This is a genomic window from Variovorax sp. LjRoot84 (assembly GCF_964254305.1).
Lineage (GTDB): Bacteria > Pseudomonadota > Gammaproteobacteria > Burkholderiales > Burkholderiaceae_C > Variovorax.
This window is the reverse complement of sequence record NZ_CAXUTE020000003.1, coordinates 163,356-176,972: the sequence shown is the minus strand read 5'-3', so window position 1 is coordinate 176,972 and position 13,617 is coordinate 163,356. Positions and strand designations below refer to the sequence as shown.

Genomic DNA, 13,617 nt, shown 5'->3' with positions numbered 1-13,617 from the left:
AACCTGGTTTCCACGGCACCGACCAAGCTGTCGCGACCGCCAGGATGTAGCGAGGGGCGGCGGCGGACGCGCTCAATGTATGGAGAGGGCATGCCGGTGCCCCAAGAGGGCAGCAAGAAGGAGGGCGATCCGGTGATGAAAGCTCGCCCCGCGGGACCCTCGTTCGCAAGGCGCTGCGCGGCTGGTGGAAACCTGGTTTCCATGGCCCAGGATACCTCTCACGTGTGGAAACCAGGTTTCCACACCCCCAAACCCAAAGGATGGTCGCGCCTCGGCGGAAGCCAAATTCCGGCTCGCCGCAACGTCCGTGGAAACCAGGTTTCCACCGCAATGGAGACTCAACATGGCTAGTACCCGCAAGCGACTCGAAGCACTGACAGCTGGGTTGTCGATCCCGGAGGTGCCGCCCGCCGCAGCGCCCAGTGCCGCCCCGGCCGCGCCCGCGCACCCCCGCTTCCCAGGCGCCGCGGCGGCTGTGGAAACCAGGTTTCCACTGGCCCAGGTGGGGCATCCCGCGCCGCGGACAGGGCCTGGCCAGATGCTGGCCTTCCGCGGCCAGATGCAAGCGGTGGAGGGCGAACTCTCGGCGCTGCGCGAGCGCCTTCGCCAGTACGACGGCTCGACGCCCGCGCGCAAGCTGGATCCTTCGACCATCCAGCCCACCCGCTGGGCCAACCGCCATGCGGCATCCTTCGAGAATGCGGATTTCGCGGGCCTCAAGGCCGACATCGAACAGGCCGGCGCCAACGTGCAGCCGATCCTGGTGCGGCCCGTGCCCGACCAGACCGACCGCTACGAGCTGGTGTTCGGGCATCGGCGTCACCGTGCCTGCCTGGAATTGGGCATCCCGGTCCTGGCGGTCATCTGGACCGATGAACTGGGCGATGCCGAACTGTTCGCGGCGATGGACCGAGAGAACCGGGAGCGCGCCGATCTCTCCGCGTACGAACAGGGCATGATGTACCAGCGCGCGCTCGAGGAGCAGCTGTTTCCGACCCAGCGCCAGCTCGCGGAGAAGCTGGGCGTGAGCCACACCTGGGTCCGCAAGGCGCTGATGGTGGCGCAGTTGCCGCCGGCCGTGGTCGAGTGTTTTCGCAGCCCGCTGGAGATCAACCACCGACATGCGGAGCAGCTCAACGCGGGCCTGGAGAAGGACCGGCGTGCGGTGCTCAAGCGGGCCGAAAAGCTGCGTGGCCAGAAGCTCGCCCCGGCCGTGGTGGTGGCGCGCCTGCTGGGGCTCGATCCGGTGTTGAAGGCGCAGAAGATCCCGGTGCAGAGTCAGGGCAAGACGGTGGGGTCGTGCCAGCAGGCTGCCGACGGTGGCGTGACCATTTCCTTGCTGCCGGGCGCGATCGCGGACCTGCCTTCAGAGGCGATCTCGGTCGCGATCGCAGACGTGTTGGGAAAGCTTCGCGCACAGGGGTAGGGCGCGGCGCGAGCGGCAGGATAGGGGAGGGTGGGGCGCCAATGTGAGTGCCATTGGGAAACTTGCGCCGCGCAAATTCATGGCTTGCTCCCTGCGGCGTCATGCGCGACTTTGCCCCGGCGCGGCGAAGCTTGTCGAGGTGGCGCGCCATCCGCCAGCGCGTCCAGAGCGCCACCAACACCAGTGAGATGCCGCCATCGACGAGCGCGACAAGCTTGAAGAGCGTCGAGGCCCTCGTACAGAACAGAGATCGGGCGTCGTGGGCAGTGGGGCAAGCCGAATTGGCAGGCGGCGATGACTAGGCGCAAGGATGCCCGGCCTGCCCGCTGGCGTGCGAGAGGCTTGCTTTGTGCCGCGTCCGATGGAAAAGGGCGCGTACCTAATCGCGCAGCGAATGCGAACCGGAGAAGCCGAAGGCGGATGCCCCAGCGATGGCGAGCCCCAGCGCCGAAGCTCGCTAAGATGACTGACGCCTTCGTCGGTAGTCAGGTCTGAGGCCCCGTCCGCCCAAGCGGTGTGCTCCTTCGATTCGTTAAATGACCGCGAGCGCTCACTCACTAATTTGCGACCAAATGACACAGCAAGAATGCATGTGCTACGCAGCACCTCGGGGCTAAAAACTCAACGCCGACAACGCAGCGACTTGTAGGGGAACGGCAGCGCATGCTATGATTGCTAGCAATCTAAAGGAATGACAGCAATGTCGACGATCACCATCCGCGATATTCCCGAGGACGCACACGCTGCCCTCAAGGTCATGGCAGCCGACGCGCACAAAGGCGGTCGGCGCAGCGTGGAAGGCCTCGCCCGGACGCTCCTGGTCGATGCGACGCGCAGAAGGGGGCCGGGCCTGGGCAGTCAGCTCGCCGCCATTGGCCGCCAGTTCCAGGCCAGCCTCGCTGCCGCCGGGGAAGGCATGAGCGATGAGGAGATCGATGCCGTGTTCAGGCGCTCGGGTGAGCAGAACGAACCGGCGACGTTCGAATGATCCTGCTCGATACGAACGTCCTGTCAGAGCCTCTGAAGCCTCACCCCGCCGCCGCCGTGATCGCCTGGCTGGACGACCAGGTGGTCGATCAACTATGCATCAGCGCGGTCACTGTCATGGAGATGCTCGACGGCGCGGCCCGCCTGGATGTCGGCGCCCGCCGGTTGCGTCTCGAGGAAGCCATCAACAGCCTGATTGCGCGATTCAGGTGCTTGCCGTTCGACGAGTTCGCCGCCCGGTCCTATGCGCAGATGGCGGAAAGGGCGCGTCGGGCAGGGCACACCATTTCCATGGGTGACGCCCAGATCGCGGCCGTTGCGCACGCCAATGGCATCGAGGCAGTGGCGACCCGCGACACCGGGCCGTTCGAGGCGATGGGCCTGCAAGTGCTCAACCCATGGACTGCGTAGCTGGCCGAGTGCCCACGGTTCTCACTGAAACGGGCCAGCAGAACAGAGTCGACTACCGGCAACGGGACTTGATCTCGCTTTTAGAGCCATCGTGCTACTGCCCACCGAGATAAAAACCCAACGTCATCAATGACTTAGGAAGATGATCTCAGAAAAGTGGCGGCGCGTCGGCTAAAAATCGCATTGATGATTATGTAGATAATCATCAGGTTGAATCGTCAAAACCCAACATCCGCTGGGCATGAAAGGGGAGGTCGTGCGGTTTCACACACGCGTGCGATCGATGCAGAACCGTCCAGCTTTTAATCGGCTATCTTCGTTGTGCCATGACCGCCGTCCCCACGCCATCGCAGCTCGCACGCATTGACGACGAAGAACTTTCGCACCTCGCCGTGAGCTGGCGCGCGCGCGCTGGCTACGGCGATCGGGATGCTTTCGGCGTCGCGCATGCACTGGAAGTCGAGCGGCGCCGCCGGTTGCGCGAAAGCCAATTGCACCAGCTGGCGCCCGAACCGATGGCGCCTCGGCCCTGGTGGAAGTTCTGGCAGAGTTCGCCGTCGGGCTCCGGCGGCGGGCCGATGTCCCCCACGTGAAAAAGCCGCCACCCCGCAAACTCCATCGCGGGCATTTCGCCTTCATGCGGGCGCTGACCCAGGGCCTGGACGAGCGGGCCAGCTGGGACCGGTACCTGCGGCTCGAAGGCGAGCACACCGATCTGCGCACGGTGCGCCGGACCATTGCCTGGATCCGCGACGCGTTCGCGGCTGCGGCGCGGCGCGAGCAGAAGCCGGGCACGGCGCGGCTGATCCTGCTCGACCCGGACCGCTTCACAGTCGCACCGGCCCTGCCGAGCCTGGCCGAGTTCGCGGCCGTGAAGGGCCTGGAAGACTTCTCCGAGGCCGAGCAGATCGAGGCCTACGAAGCCGCGTATCCCGCTGGGGGTCGCGGAGGGCAGGGCGGTAACAAAAGCGCTGGGTCGGCCCGGCCGTCGCGCCGCGCCCGCGTCATCGATCACCAGTTGCAGGCGCTGCGCTGGCTCGAGGGGCTGGTGGTCCAGGACCCACGCCCAAGCGACAGCGTAATGGCCTGGCTGCACCCGTCGCTGGCCGCCCGGCTCGCGCGCGCCGGCTTGCCGACCCTCGTCGCGTTGGTCGAGCGCATCAACGGCATCGGTGCCCGCTGGTGGGTCCAGGTGCCCGGGGTGGGCGAGCGCAAGGCGGGTCGGATCCTGGACTGGCTCCATGCCAACGAAGCGGTCCTCGGCTTGCGCGTCGGTGCGCACGTCGCCACGCCGCGGGCGCAGCAGACACCGACAGCCTTGGCCTCGGTCGTGCCTGCGGCCACGGCCCTCGTACCCTTTGAAAAATTCGTTCTGCCCGCCAAGCTCGATGGCAGCGAGGGGCGCTACCGCGCGCCACAGGCGAAGTGCCTTGTCCTGGCGGTCAACGACCATGAAGCCATCGGCGCCTGGCTGGCCTCCCAGCGGCCGGGCGATGGGAGCAGGGAACTGTCGTCGACCCAGCGCTCCTATCGCAAGGAAGCGGAGCGGCTGCTCCTCTGGTCGATCCTCGAGAGGAAGAAGGCGTTGTCGTCGTTGTCGGTGGAGGATGCGAGCGCCTACCGCGGCTTTCTCGTCGAGCCGCCGTCGAGCTGGTGCGGGCCGCGGCACCATCAACGCTGGTCGCCGATGTGGCGGCCGCTCGAAGGGCCGCTGACACCGGCGGCATTGCGGCAGTCCCTGATCATCCTGCGCAGCCTGTTCGCGTTCCTCGTGAGCCAGGGCTACGTGGTGGGCAACCCGTTTGCGGCGGTGATTCTTCCGCAGAACCCGCAGGGGCCGCTGGGCTCGAGTCGGACCCTGAGCTTTGCGCAGTGGGACCACCTCGACGCCTTGCTGCAGGACCATGTCGACACGGAAGCCGGGCGACGTCTGCGACGCGGCATGCGCTGGCTCTATGCCACTGGGCTTCGCCTGGCCGAAATCACGAGCGTCAAGTGCGAGGACCTGGAGCGGGTCGAGTACAAGGCGGCCGATGGAGCGACGACGACCGGCTGGCTGCTGTCGGTGATCGGCAAGGGCGGCTGCAGCCGCCAGGTGCCGGTGCCCGCGGAACTGGTCGAGGAGCTCGGCGACGAGCTGGCGCGGCATGGCTTCGAGCGGGGCGTGGGGGCGGTCAGCAACCAGGGCATCCATGTGATGGCGCGCTTCGACACGGAGCTCGAGCGGCCGGTGGGATGGTCGGCTTCTGGGCTGTACCAGGCGCTCAAGGCGTTCCTCGCGCAGGCCGCCGTCAGCGTCGAAGGCGTTGACGCTCAGCAACTGAGAAAAGCCAGTACGCATTGGCTGCGCCATTCCCATGGGTCGCACGCGCTGCAGGGCAGGGAAGGACAGGCGCCGGTGCCGATTGAGGTGGTGCAGAACAACCTGGGGCATGCATCGGTAGGGACGACGTCGATGTATCTGACGACCGCAAAGGGCGAGCCGCCTGACGGCGATGCGGGGATTTGGGAAGTCAAATCAGGATTGACGCAGGATTCTTCACCCGATGATTTGCACATTCAAGCAGCGGTTCCCCACTGATGGCCAGAAGAGAATTCGGGCAGCATGTTTCGGCAGCGCGCAATTGCTCGCCTGTGCTCGCCCTCGAACGCGAGGCCGGTGACCTGGTCGACGAATTGCGCAAGGAACATCAGCGTGAACTCCCGCAAAGCAACTTCTAAGGCACGTGCGCCCGTCCTCCAGGCCATGGTCCAGTCTAGCGCTGCAGAGCCCATCGAAACCTCGTTCGCTGAAGTGGTCGGCCTCATTGAGCAGGCCAGGCGACGGGCGTATCAGGCGGTCAACACCGAACTCGTCGACCTGTACTGGCAGATCGGCCAGTACATCAGCGGCAAGCTGGCCGCAGCCGTTTGGGGTGAAGGCGTGGTGGACCGCCTGGCGCAGCATCTGGCGCGCACGATGCCAGGGCAACGCGGCTTCACACGCAGAAACCTGTTCCGAATGCGGCAGTTTTTCGAGGCGTACAACGGCAACGAGAAAGTGACGCCGCTGGTGACACAACTGCCGTGGACGCACAATTTGATCATCCTCACGCAGTCCAAGCGTCCCGAAGAGCGCGAGTTCTACTTGCGCCTGGCCGTGCAGGAACGTTGGGGCAAACGTGAGCTGGAGCGGCAGTTTCGGCTGGCCGCCTTCGAGCACGCGTTACTCGCTCCGCCAAGAATGTCACCGGCGGTGGCACAAACTCATGGCGATACCGCAGCCGGCGTCTTCAAGGATGCATACGCGGTCGAATTTCTGGACCTGCCGGCTGACCACACCGAGGCCGACCTGCACCGGGGCCTACTGGGCCAGTTGCGTGCCTTCCTCACCGAACTGGGCCGTGATTTCTGCTTCGTCGGCTCGGAGTTCCCGGTGCAGGTCGGCGGACGTGATTTCGCGCTCGACCTGCTGTTCTTTCACCGCGGCTTGAACTGCCTGGTCGCGATCGAGCTGAAGGTGGACCGTTTCGAACCTGAGCACCTGGGCAAGCTCAACTTCGACCTCGAAGCCTTGGACCGGGATGTGCGCAAGCCACATGAAAACCCGGCCATTGGCGTGTTGCTGTGCGCGTCGAAGGATAGCGAGGTGGTCGAGTACGCGCTGAGCCGGACACTGTCGCCGGCACTCGTGGCGCAGTACCAGACGCAGTTGCCGGACAAGCAGATGCTGGCGGCCAAGCTGCATGAGTTCTATGTCCTGAACGCGCCAGAGGTGCAAACACCCAGCCGAGGGGCAAAGTGACGGCAACTGTTTGAGTTGGAGATCGTCCAGATCGACCACACTCAGTCGGATGCTTTGTGGTCGATCCGTGGTTTCGACGCACCATGGGGCGGCCCTGGCTGACCTTGGCAATCGATGTGGCCACACGATGTGTGATGGGCTTCAAGCGCCACCCGACTCGCCGCCCCCGCGCGGCTGTCGATGAACCCATCCGCGGCCAATTGGTCGTACACAGTAGATACGGTGGTCCGCGATAAACCGCGTTCAGCTGCGAGCGCTCGCGTCGAGGGAAGGGTCGACCCTGGCGCGAAGGTGCCGTCACCAATCCGTGCTCGAAGCTCTTCATAGAGAGCTCGGCTGAGCCCTTGAGGTCGTCCGCTTGGCGTTCCCATGCAACTGGCCCAATGAAATACTACAGAAGTGGATATTTTCAACGAGCCGGCACCGAGGCACAGTTGCGTCTAGTTGCCCCGTCGGCGGCCATTTTTCAAGGAATGTTCCATGTACCTACCCAAGCAGTTCGTAGAGCCGCGGATCGAAGAACTTCATCGCATCGTCCGAGAGAACTCGCTAGGGATGCTGCTGACGAACACCGCTGCAGGCCTTGAGGCGAATCATCTGCCGTTTCTGCTTGACGGCGATCAGCAGGCCGGCGGGATTCTGCTAGCCCATGTGGCGCGCGCCAACCCCGTGTGGCGCGAGGTGGCGAACGGCGACGACGTCCTCGTTGTGTTCCGCGGGGTCCACGGCTACATCTCGCCGAGCTGGTATCCGGGCAAGCATGAGACGCATCGGCGAGTTCCAACTTGGAACTACGAAGTCGTTCATGCTCACGGCACGATCCATGTTCGCGACGACGAGAAGTTCTTGCGGGGCGTGGTAGCAAGACTCACTCGGCAGCACGAGTCCGACCAGCCTCAACCCTGGAAGATGGGAGACGCTCCGCCGGACTACTTGGCAGAAGAGCTCAGCCACATCGTCGGCATCGAAGTCTGTCTGACCAGACTCGAAGGCAAGCGCAAGTTGAATCAGCACCACGAGACTCGTGATCGCGAAGGCGCGATTCGTGGCCTCGAGGAGCGTGGGAACCACGGCTTGGCGCAGGCCATGAAGGGCACAGCGAAGTAACCGACATGACCAACTATCGACTTCACTGCTTCAAGGAGTCAGGCAACTCGTACAAGGTAGCCCTTGCGCTATCTGTTTCGGGGCTCACATGGCAGAAGATCAACGTTGACTACTTCAACGGCGAAACCCGGCGCCCCGCTTGGCGCGCCGAGGTGAACGAACTCGGCGAGGTGCCCGTCCTAGAGGCCGACGGGCGCAAGATGACCCAGTCGGGTGTCATCCTCATGCGCCTGTCGGAGCGAGCGGAGAACCTGCGACTCGCTTCCAACGAGCACGAGGAAGTATTGCGCTGGCTGCTCTTCGACAACCACCAGTTCACCGCCAACCTGGCGAGCTACAGATGGCTGCGGACGTTTGCCAAGCCGTCGCCCAATGAGGCAGTGCTGGCCTACATGCGGCAGCGAACGATGGCCGCATTCGACATCGTTGAGCGCCATCTTGAGCGTGCTCCGTACATCATCGGCCGTCGCCTCACGATAGCGGACATCTCGATGGCGGGCTACGTGTTCTACCCGAAGGAAGAGCTCGGGTTTGACATCCGAGCCGAATATCCACACATGTGGGACTGGATGGCGCGCATTGCGGAAACAGCCGGGTGGCAAGCGCCGTACACCTTGCTCGGATGAGGTGAGGAAGCTGATTTGTTCGCTGCCACTTTCACCTTCGCCAAAGGCGAGTTCGACGAAGAGTTTCACCGCCTCGACCAGGGGTGGTTCTGCAATTGCACATCACTCCCCGTGCCTTCCTTCCGATGGAGTGCTTCGAGGAACTGACCCTGGTTGCGGGCGAAGGAATTCGGGGGATCGATACATGATTGGCAAGGAAACTTCTACTCCCACAAGCCGGGGGAGGGCAGGCAGATCACCCTGTTCGAAATCGAAACGCTGGAGGCATTCGCTCGCGATGCCAAGATCCGGCTCTTGCCCGAGGAACATCGGCGAAATGTGACAGTGCAGGGCGTGCCCCTCGACCACCTCGTGGGCCGGCAGTTCTGGGTAGGCGAGGCGCTTCTGGAGGCGAAGCGGTTGTCCACGCCATGCCGTCATATCGAGGAGATTCTGGGCAAGCAGGTGTTTGATCCGCTGATCAACCGATCGGGTCTGAACTGTCGCATCCAACCTTGCATTTGACCCGTTCCAGCTGTCACCACGCGCGCGGCAACGTACGGTATGAAACCTCGCGGCGAAGGTCTCTGAGGCGCCGTCGCCTAGCAGTGAAGCGGCGGGTAGGCAGCGCGGGCACCGTACGCCGATGACACACTGAAAGAGTCAGCAGTGCCAATTGCAAGATCAGGAGTGACAGATTGAAGGGAAACCAACATCCAGGCCACCGGCAACGAGATGTTCTTGCCACCACAGTCACCGATGCCCGCGTGCTCGGTCGGCTTTCGGAAAAAGCGCTGGACGTCACTTCCATTCCGGCTGAGGATGTGCTTCCGGTGGCGGGCGATATGGCGGACAGCGAAGGTGAGGGCGGCAACGTCCAGGATGGTGGCGAACGTTTCCTTCAAGATATGGGGCTGATATTGGCGTTTTTTGGATGTTCGTCGTCAGCCGATTTCGACGGGACTCGGAGGGATTCGCCGAGCCTTCGAGATCAGCGTGGCCTGCGGGTGCCAGATGAGCGAATCGTGACTTGAACGGGCGGGCGGCGGCCGTGGCCACCGAGTTGCCGATGAGGGGCGGAGAGTTGACGATGTCATATTCCGCTGAACCAGTTGTATCCCTGGTCTTCCCAATAGCCCCCGGGATTCGTGTTGGTAACGAAGATCGCGGCGACGTGCTTCGCGCTCTTGAAGCCGAGCTTGGTCGGCACACTCAGCCGCAGCGGGAAGCCGTGCGCCGTCGGCAGCGCTTCGTTGCCGAAGTCGAGCGCCAGCAACGTCTGCGGGTGCAGCGCGCTGGCCATGTCGAGGCTCGAGTAGTAACGGTCGGCACATTTGAAGCCGACGTAGCGCGCCGTCGTGTCGGCGCCGATGCGCTGCAGGAAGGTCTTGAGCGAGACGCCGCGCCAGTCGCCGATCGCGCTCCAACCCTCGATGCAGATATGGCGCGTGATCTGCCCAGCTTTCGGCAGCGTGCGCAGGCGCTCGGCCGTCCACGCCGTCTTGTCGGCGACGAGTCCCGAGACTTCAAGCCGCCAGCTCGACACGTCGACTTGGGGCGCGTCGAACTCTGGGTAGAACGCATTGAACGGGAACGGCTTCGTGACCTGGCTCGCCGCATAGGTCGGCGCGAGGCGGCTGCCGCTGAAGAGCCGGGCCTGCACGCGGTCGTTCCAGCGCGACAGCGCCCACAGGACCTTGTCCACCTGGTCGTTGTCCTGCAGGTTGCAGCCGGACAGCATCGAGAGCGCGCCGATCGACAGCGACGAACGCAGCAGCAGCCGTCGCTCGAGGTTCACGAGCTGCGTCTTGTGATCGGAGAGCTTGATCATGATGCGGTACGGTGAGAGGCCGGCGCGCGGCCGGTGACCATCGGCAGCAGCGTGCGCGGCACGAGGAGGACGAGCAGCAGATGGATCGCGATGAAGCCGACGATGCCGGCCATCGCCGCGAAGTGCACCTTGCGCGCGAAGTCGAAGCCGCCGAAAAGGCCGACCAGCCATGCCAGCTGCACAGGCTTCCAGATCGACAGGCCCGATGCGACGACGAGCACGCCAAGCAGCAGCACGATGACGTAGGCGAAGCGCTGCACCGCGTTGTAGCGACCGACTTCATGCGCCAGCCGCAACGTCAGCGCGCGTCCGGCGTCGCGCAGCAGCTCGCTCGCGCGAATCGGGAGGAACTCGCGGCGGAAGTGACCACTGGCGATGCCGTAGAGCGCATACAGCAGGCCGTTCGCGACGAACAGCCACATCGCCGCAAGGTGCCACGCAATGGCGCCACCGAGCCAACCGCCGAGCGTCGCCCAGGCGGGGAATTGGAATGGCAGGATCGGCGACGCGTTGTAGATCGCCCAACCGCTCATCAGCATGCAGGTCATCGCGAACGCGTTGATCCAGTGGGCGGCGCGCACCGCCAGCGGATGAATCATCGTGCTCTTCATCTTCACATCGGCGGCGTCACGCCGTCCTTGCCCGCGGAGATGAAGCTTGCGGACAGGCTCGCATCGGCTTCCTTCTTCGCGAACAGCACGACCTTGGTGCCGACCGCGAGCAGCGAGCGGTCGCCGGGCTCGAGGTTGACGATCGGCACGTCATCCGGCACGACGATCTTCTTCTCGCCGCCCTTGTACTTGAGGGTCAGGGTACGGCCGTTGGTCGCGACCAGGTCACCCACGGTGCCGTTGGTCATCGTGCTCTTGGGTCCCAAGTCCCAGGCGCGGTGGCCATCCCCGGTGCCCGCCATCGCGGGCGGGAACACATGCACCTCGAGCGCTTTCAGCGAACCGTCGGGCAGGGGAGTCGCCGCCGTTCCGATGTAGCTGCCGGGCTTGATGTCGGTCAACTTGGCGAGCGTGACCGCGCGAACCTGCGTGTTGTTGTTGATCTTGATCGTTAGGTCTTCGCCGCGGTTGGTATGGACCTTGATCGCATCGTCGCTGACCGCGGTGATCGCGCCGCGCACACCGACCGGCGGCGGCGTCTGGGCGTGCACGGCGTAGCTGGCGCCAAGCAGGCCGGCGGTCATCAAGGTCGGGAGGGCGAGGGTCCGAAGGAGTTTTCCGAATCTGGTGTTCATGGATGAGCCGTAGAGAATGAAGACCAAGCCACTCTAGGGATCGCCCATGGTCATGGGCATGACATTCGGATGACAAAAAAGTCATGAACCGACGCCGCGCCGCGCGAGAGAATGGCGAACACACTCCCATGAGCATCCTTGTTATCGAAGATGACCCGAAGACGGGCGACTACCTGAAGAAGGGCCTGAAGGAAAGCGGCTACGCCGTCGACCTGGCGCGCACCGGCACGGATGGGCTGCACATGGCGCTGGAGAACACCTACGACCTCGTCGTGCTCGACGTGATGCTGCCCGGCATCGACGGCTGGCAGATCATGCAGGCCTTGCGCGACAGGCGCGATCTGCCTGTGCTCTTCCTCACCGCGCGCGACGGCTTGGACGACCGCATCCGCGGCCTTGAACTCGGCGCCGACGACTATCTCGTCAAGCCCTTCTCGTTCACCGAACTCGTATTGCGCATTCGCACGCTGCTGCGCCGGGGCATCGTGCGCGAAGCCGAGTTCTACGAATTCGCCGATCTCAAGCTCGACGCGCTGCGCCGCAAGGTCACTCGTGAAGGCAAGGAGATCGTGCTGACCAACAAGGAATTCCTTCTGTTGCAGTTGCTGATCAAGCGGCAGGGCGAGGCGCTCTCGCGCACGCTGATCGCCTCCGAAGTGTGGGACATGAATTTCGACAGCGACACCAATGTCGTCGACGTCGCGATCAAGCGCCTTCGCACGAAGATCGATCAGCCGTTCGAGAAAAAGTTGATCCACACGGTGCGCAGCATCGGCTATTCGTTCGGGGACGCGCCATGAAGTGGCTGCCGCGATCTCTGGCAGTGCGCGCCACATTGCTGCTTGCCCTGATCGCGTGTGCCGTCACCGGCATGCTCGGCGCGTATTTCTTCTACACCACGCGCGCGGCCATCACCGAACAGATCGATACTCGGCTGATCGGCCGAGTACAGCACTTCCGCCGCCTGGTGGGCAATGTGCAGACGATCGCCGACCTGCAAGAGCGGCCGTTGCTGTTCAAGGCCATGCTGGGTGCCGAGAGCGATGTATTGCTGCTTCGCCGCCCCGGCGAGGCTCCTTTCATCGATGTCAACCCCCGCCGCCTTTCAGTGCCCGGCACGCTCGCTGCGGTGGCCGCTGATCGCGATCTCGTGGTCGGGAACGTACTGAACATCCCGACGGCTGACGGCGTGCCGATGCATTGGGTCGCGGCGCTCGCGCGTTCCGGCCGCGATGGCGACATGGTGGAGGTGGTGGCCGGCCACCCGCTGACCAACGAGTTGAAGATGATTCGCGCCAACCGGGATCGCGTAGTCCTCAGCGCCCTCGTCGCGACGCTCGCTTCGACCATTCTTGCGTATCTGGTGCTGCGGCACGGCCTGAGGCCACTGCACCGAGTAGCCGGAAAGGCGGCCTTGATCAACCCGATCAATCTTGCCGTGCGGCTGCCAGAGCATGATGCGCCACTCGAAGTCCAGCATATGGTCGTCGCGTTCAACGCCATGCTTGACCGCATTGCCACGGGTTACGAGCGTCTTTCACAGTTCTCTGCCGACCTCGCGCACGAGATCCGCACCCCCATCGGCGCGCTGATCGGGCAGACGCAAGTCGCGCTGCAACGGGCCCGCAGCGGCACTGAGTACCAGCACCTTCTTGAATCGAACCTCGAAGAGCTGAACCGGTTGCGCCAGATTGCGGAGAACATCCTGTTCCTCGCGCAGGCCGACCACGCATCGTTGGCGATTGAGCGAGCACCGATTGCGCTGCACGGCGAGCTTAAGAAGATCGCCGAATACTTCGAAGGCCCTGCCGATGAGAGCGGGCTTCGGTTCGACGTGCGAGCCAGCGGTGTGGCCTTCGTCAATGCAGCGCTGTGCCGGCGCGCGATCAACAACCTCGTCGTGAATGCGGTGCGCCACGGCGCACGGGGGACGACCGTGCGGCTGATCGGTGCGCAAGATGGCGACATGGCGACGATAGCTGTCGAGAACGAAGGGGTGCCGGTCCCGCCCGAACAGCTCGGGCGCCTGTTCGACCGCTTCTACCGAGGCGACGCAGCACGCAGCTACACCGAATCCAACGGCCTCGGGCTCGCGATCGTCAAGGCGATCATGGCGTTGCACGGCGGCGAAGTGTGCGCTTCATGCTCTACGCCCGGCTTGATTCGCTTCGAGTTGCGCTTTCCCGCGATGAGGGGGTGAGTGCCGCCCATGGGCGAGCC

General features: G+C 64.1%; 16 protein-coding genes. 12 read left to right on the top strand and 4 right to left on the bottom strand.

The window, feature by feature from the left end; all coding sequences use genetic code 11:
- Positions 1 to 343 precede the first annotated feature (343 nt).
- The 6 genes from ACSQ9I_RS39170 (at position 344) to ACSQ9I_RS39145 (ending at position 6,608) form a co-directional block, all read left to right on the top strand.
- Positions 344 to 1,426 (top strand): ParB/RepB/Spo0J family partition protein, encoded by a 1,083-nt coding sequence (locus ACSQ9I_RS39170; RefSeq protein WP_436317286.1) that lies wholly within the window; start codon positions 344 to 346, stop codon positions 1,424 to 1,426.
- 700 nt (positions 1,427 to 2,126) lie between these two features.
- On the top strand, positions 2,127 to 2,414 hold the full coding sequence (locus tag ACSQ9I_RS39165) for a FitA-like ribbon-helix-helix domain-containing protein (RefSeq protein ID WP_436317285.1): 288 nt from the start codon (positions 2,127 to 2,129) through the stop codon (positions 2,412 to 2,414).
- The gene (locus tag ACSQ9I_RS39160) at positions 2,411 to 2,824 is read left to right on the top strand and encodes a type II toxin-antitoxin system VapC family toxin (RefSeq protein WP_436317284.1); all 414 of its coding nucleotides are present in this window, start codon (positions 2,411 to 2,413) and stop codon (positions 2,822 to 2,824) included. The genes ACSQ9I_RS39165 and ACSQ9I_RS39160 overlap by 4 nt, the downstream gene beginning before the upstream one ends.
- Before the next feature lie 326 nt (positions 2,825 to 3,150).
- Positions 3,151 to 3,417: a hypothetical protein gene (locus ACSQ9I_RS39155; protein WP_436317283.1), complete on the top strand. Its 267-nt coding sequence runs from the start codon at positions 3,151 to 3,153 to the stop codon at positions 3,415 to 3,417.
- Positions 3,414 to 5,405, top strand: coding sequence for a phage integrase family protein (locus tag ACSQ9I_RS39150; RefSeq protein WP_436317282.1), 1,992 nt, complete (start codon positions 3,414 to 3,416; stop codon positions 5,403 to 5,405). Before ACSQ9I_RS39155 ends, ACSQ9I_RS39150 begins: the two co-directional genes overlap by 4 nt.
- 114 nt (positions 5,406 to 5,519) lie before the next feature.
- Positions 5,520 to 6,608 (top strand): PDDEXK nuclease domain-containing protein, encoded by a 1,089-nt coding sequence (locus ACSQ9I_RS39145; protein ID WP_436317281.1) that lies wholly within the window; start codon positions 5,520 to 5,522, stop codon positions 6,606 to 6,608.
- A gap of 41 nt (positions 6,609 to 6,649) precedes the next feature.
- Here ACSQ9I_RS39145 and ACSQ9I_RS39140 read toward each other — a convergent pair whose 3' ends face one another.
- The gene (locus ACSQ9I_RS39140) at positions 6,650 to 6,979 is read right to left on the bottom strand and encodes a GntR family transcriptional regulator (protein WP_436317555.1); all 330 of its coding nucleotides are present in this window, start codon (positions 6,977 to 6,979) and stop codon (positions 6,650 to 6,652) included.
- A gap of 109 nt (positions 6,980 to 7,088) precedes the next feature.
- On the opposite strand from ACSQ9I_RS39140, the gene ACSQ9I_RS39135 reads away from it, so the two are divergent.
- The 4 genes from ACSQ9I_RS39135 to ACSQ9I_RS39120 all read left to right on the top strand — a co-directional run bounded on the left by ACSQ9I_RS39135 (position 7,089) and on the right by ACSQ9I_RS39120 (position 9,354).
- On the top strand, positions 7,089 to 7,715 hold the full coding sequence (locus tag ACSQ9I_RS39135; RefSeq protein ID WP_436317280.1) for an FMN-binding negative transcriptional regulator: 627 nt from the start codon (positions 7,089 to 7,091) through the stop codon (positions 7,713 to 7,715).
- A 5-nt stretch (positions 7,716 to 7,720) separates the two neighbouring features.
- The gene (locus ACSQ9I_RS39130; protein ID WP_436291301.1) at positions 7,721 to 8,341 is read left to right on the top strand and encodes a glutathione S-transferase family protein; all 621 of its coding nucleotides are present in this window, start codon (positions 7,721 to 7,723) and stop codon (positions 8,339 to 8,341) included.
- 153 nt (positions 8,342 to 8,494) lie between these two features.
- Positions 8,495 to 8,845, top strand: coding sequence for an MOSC domain-containing protein (locus ACSQ9I_RS39125; protein WP_436317279.1), 351 nt, complete (start codon positions 8,495 to 8,497; stop codon positions 8,843 to 8,845).
- A 173-nt stretch (positions 8,846 to 9,018) separates the two neighbouring features.
- Complete coding sequence (locus ACSQ9I_RS39120) at positions 9,019 to 9,354, top strand: hypothetical protein (protein ID WP_436291320.1); 336 nt, start codon at positions 9,019 to 9,021, stop codon at positions 9,352 to 9,354.
- A 59-nt stretch (positions 9,355 to 9,413) separates the two neighbouring features.
- On the opposite strand, the gene ACSQ9I_RS39115 is transcribed toward ACSQ9I_RS39120, so the two are convergent.
- Genes ACSQ9I_RS39115 through ACSQ9I_RS39105 form a run of 3 tightly spaced genes read right to left on the bottom strand, consistent with a single transcriptional unit; the run spans position 9,414 to position 11,397 of the window.
- Positions 9,414 to 10,151, bottom strand: coding sequence for a molybdopterin-dependent oxidoreductase (locus ACSQ9I_RS39115; RefSeq protein WP_436291321.1), 738 nt, complete (start codon positions 10,149 to 10,151; stop codon positions 9,414 to 9,416).
- Positions 10,148 to 10,762, bottom strand: coding sequence for a cytochrome b/b6 domain-containing protein (locus ACSQ9I_RS39110; protein WP_436317278.1), 615 nt, complete (start codon positions 10,760 to 10,762; stop codon positions 10,148 to 10,150). Before ACSQ9I_RS39110 ends, ACSQ9I_RS39115 begins: the two co-directional genes overlap by 4 nt.
- Before the next feature lie 2 nt (positions 10,763 to 10,764).
- Positions 10,765 to 11,397, bottom strand: a complete 633-nt coding sequence (locus tag ACSQ9I_RS39105) for a DUF5666 domain-containing protein (protein ID WP_436317277.1) — start codon at positions 11,395 to 11,397, stop codon at positions 10,765 to 10,767.
- A 128-nt stretch (positions 11,398 to 11,525) separates the two neighbouring features.
- Between ACSQ9I_RS39105 and ACSQ9I_RS39100 the strand changes: the two genes are divergently transcribed.
- Together ACSQ9I_RS39100 and ACSQ9I_RS39095 are read left to right on the top strand one after the other, a co-directional pair.
- The gene (locus tag ACSQ9I_RS39100; RefSeq protein WP_436317276.1) at positions 11,526 to 12,197 is read left to right on the top strand and encodes a heavy metal response regulator transcription factor; all 672 of its coding nucleotides are present in this window, start codon (positions 11,526 to 11,528) and stop codon (positions 12,195 to 12,197) included.
- Entirely contained in the window at positions 12,194 to 13,597 is a 1,404-nt protein-coding gene (locus ACSQ9I_RS39095; protein WP_436317275.1) for a heavy metal sensor histidine kinase, read from the top strand. The genes ACSQ9I_RS39100 and ACSQ9I_RS39095 overlap by 4 nt, the downstream gene beginning before the upstream one ends.
- Positions 13,598 to 13,617: the final 20 nt, after the last annotated feature.

What these genes read in the sequence shown, in the direction of transcription:
- ACSQ9I_RS39100 (WP_436317276.1), top strand. Translation starts at nt 11,526, where the DNA reads ATGAGCATCCTTGTTATCGAAGATGACCCGAAGACGGGCGACTACCTG.
- ACSQ9I_RS39110 (WP_436317278.1), bottom strand. Translation starts at nt 10,762, where the DNA reads ATGAAGAGCACGATGATTCATCCGCTGGCGGTGCGCGCCGCCCACTGG.
- ACSQ9I_RS39140 (WP_436317555.1), bottom strand. Translation starts at nt 6,979, where the DNA reads ATGGGAACGCCAAGCGGACGACCTCAAGGGCTCAGCCGAGCTCTCTAT.
- ACSQ9I_RS39160 (WP_436317284.1), top strand. Translation starts at nt 2,411, where the DNA reads ATGATCCTGCTCGATACGAACGTCCTGTCAGAGCCTCTGAAGCCTCAC.
- ACSQ9I_RS39105 (WP_436317277.1), bottom strand. Translation starts at nt 11,397, where the DNA reads ATGAACACCAGATTCGGAAAACTCCTTCGGACCCTCGCCCTCCCGACC.
- ACSQ9I_RS39165 (WP_436317285.1), top strand. Translation starts at nt 2,127, where the DNA reads ATGTCGACGATCACCATCCGCGATATTCCCGAGGACGCACACGCTGCC.
- ACSQ9I_RS39130 (WP_436291301.1), top strand. Translation starts at nt 7,721, where the DNA reads ATGACCAACTATCGACTTCACTGCTTCAAGGAGTCAGGCAACTCGTAC.
- ACSQ9I_RS39095 (WP_436317275.1), top strand. Translation starts at nt 12,194, where the DNA reads ATGAAGTGGCTGCCGCGATCTCTGGCAGTGCGCGCCACATTGCTGCTT.
- ACSQ9I_RS39135 (WP_436317280.1), top strand. Translation starts at nt 7,089, where the DNA reads ATGTACCTACCCAAGCAGTTCGTAGAGCCGCGGATCGAAGAACTTCAT.
- ACSQ9I_RS39115 (WP_436291321.1), bottom strand. Translation starts at nt 10,151, where the DNA reads ATGATCAAGCTCTCCGATCACAAGACGCAGCTCGTGAACCTCGAGCGA.
- ACSQ9I_RS39155 (WP_436317283.1), top strand. Translation starts at nt 3,151, where the DNA reads ATGACCGCCGTCCCCACGCCATCGCAGCTCGCACGCATTGACGACGAA.
- ACSQ9I_RS39170 (WP_436317286.1), top strand. Translation starts at nt 344, where the DNA reads ATGGCTAGTACCCGCAAGCGACTCGAAGCACTGACAGCTGGGTTGTCG.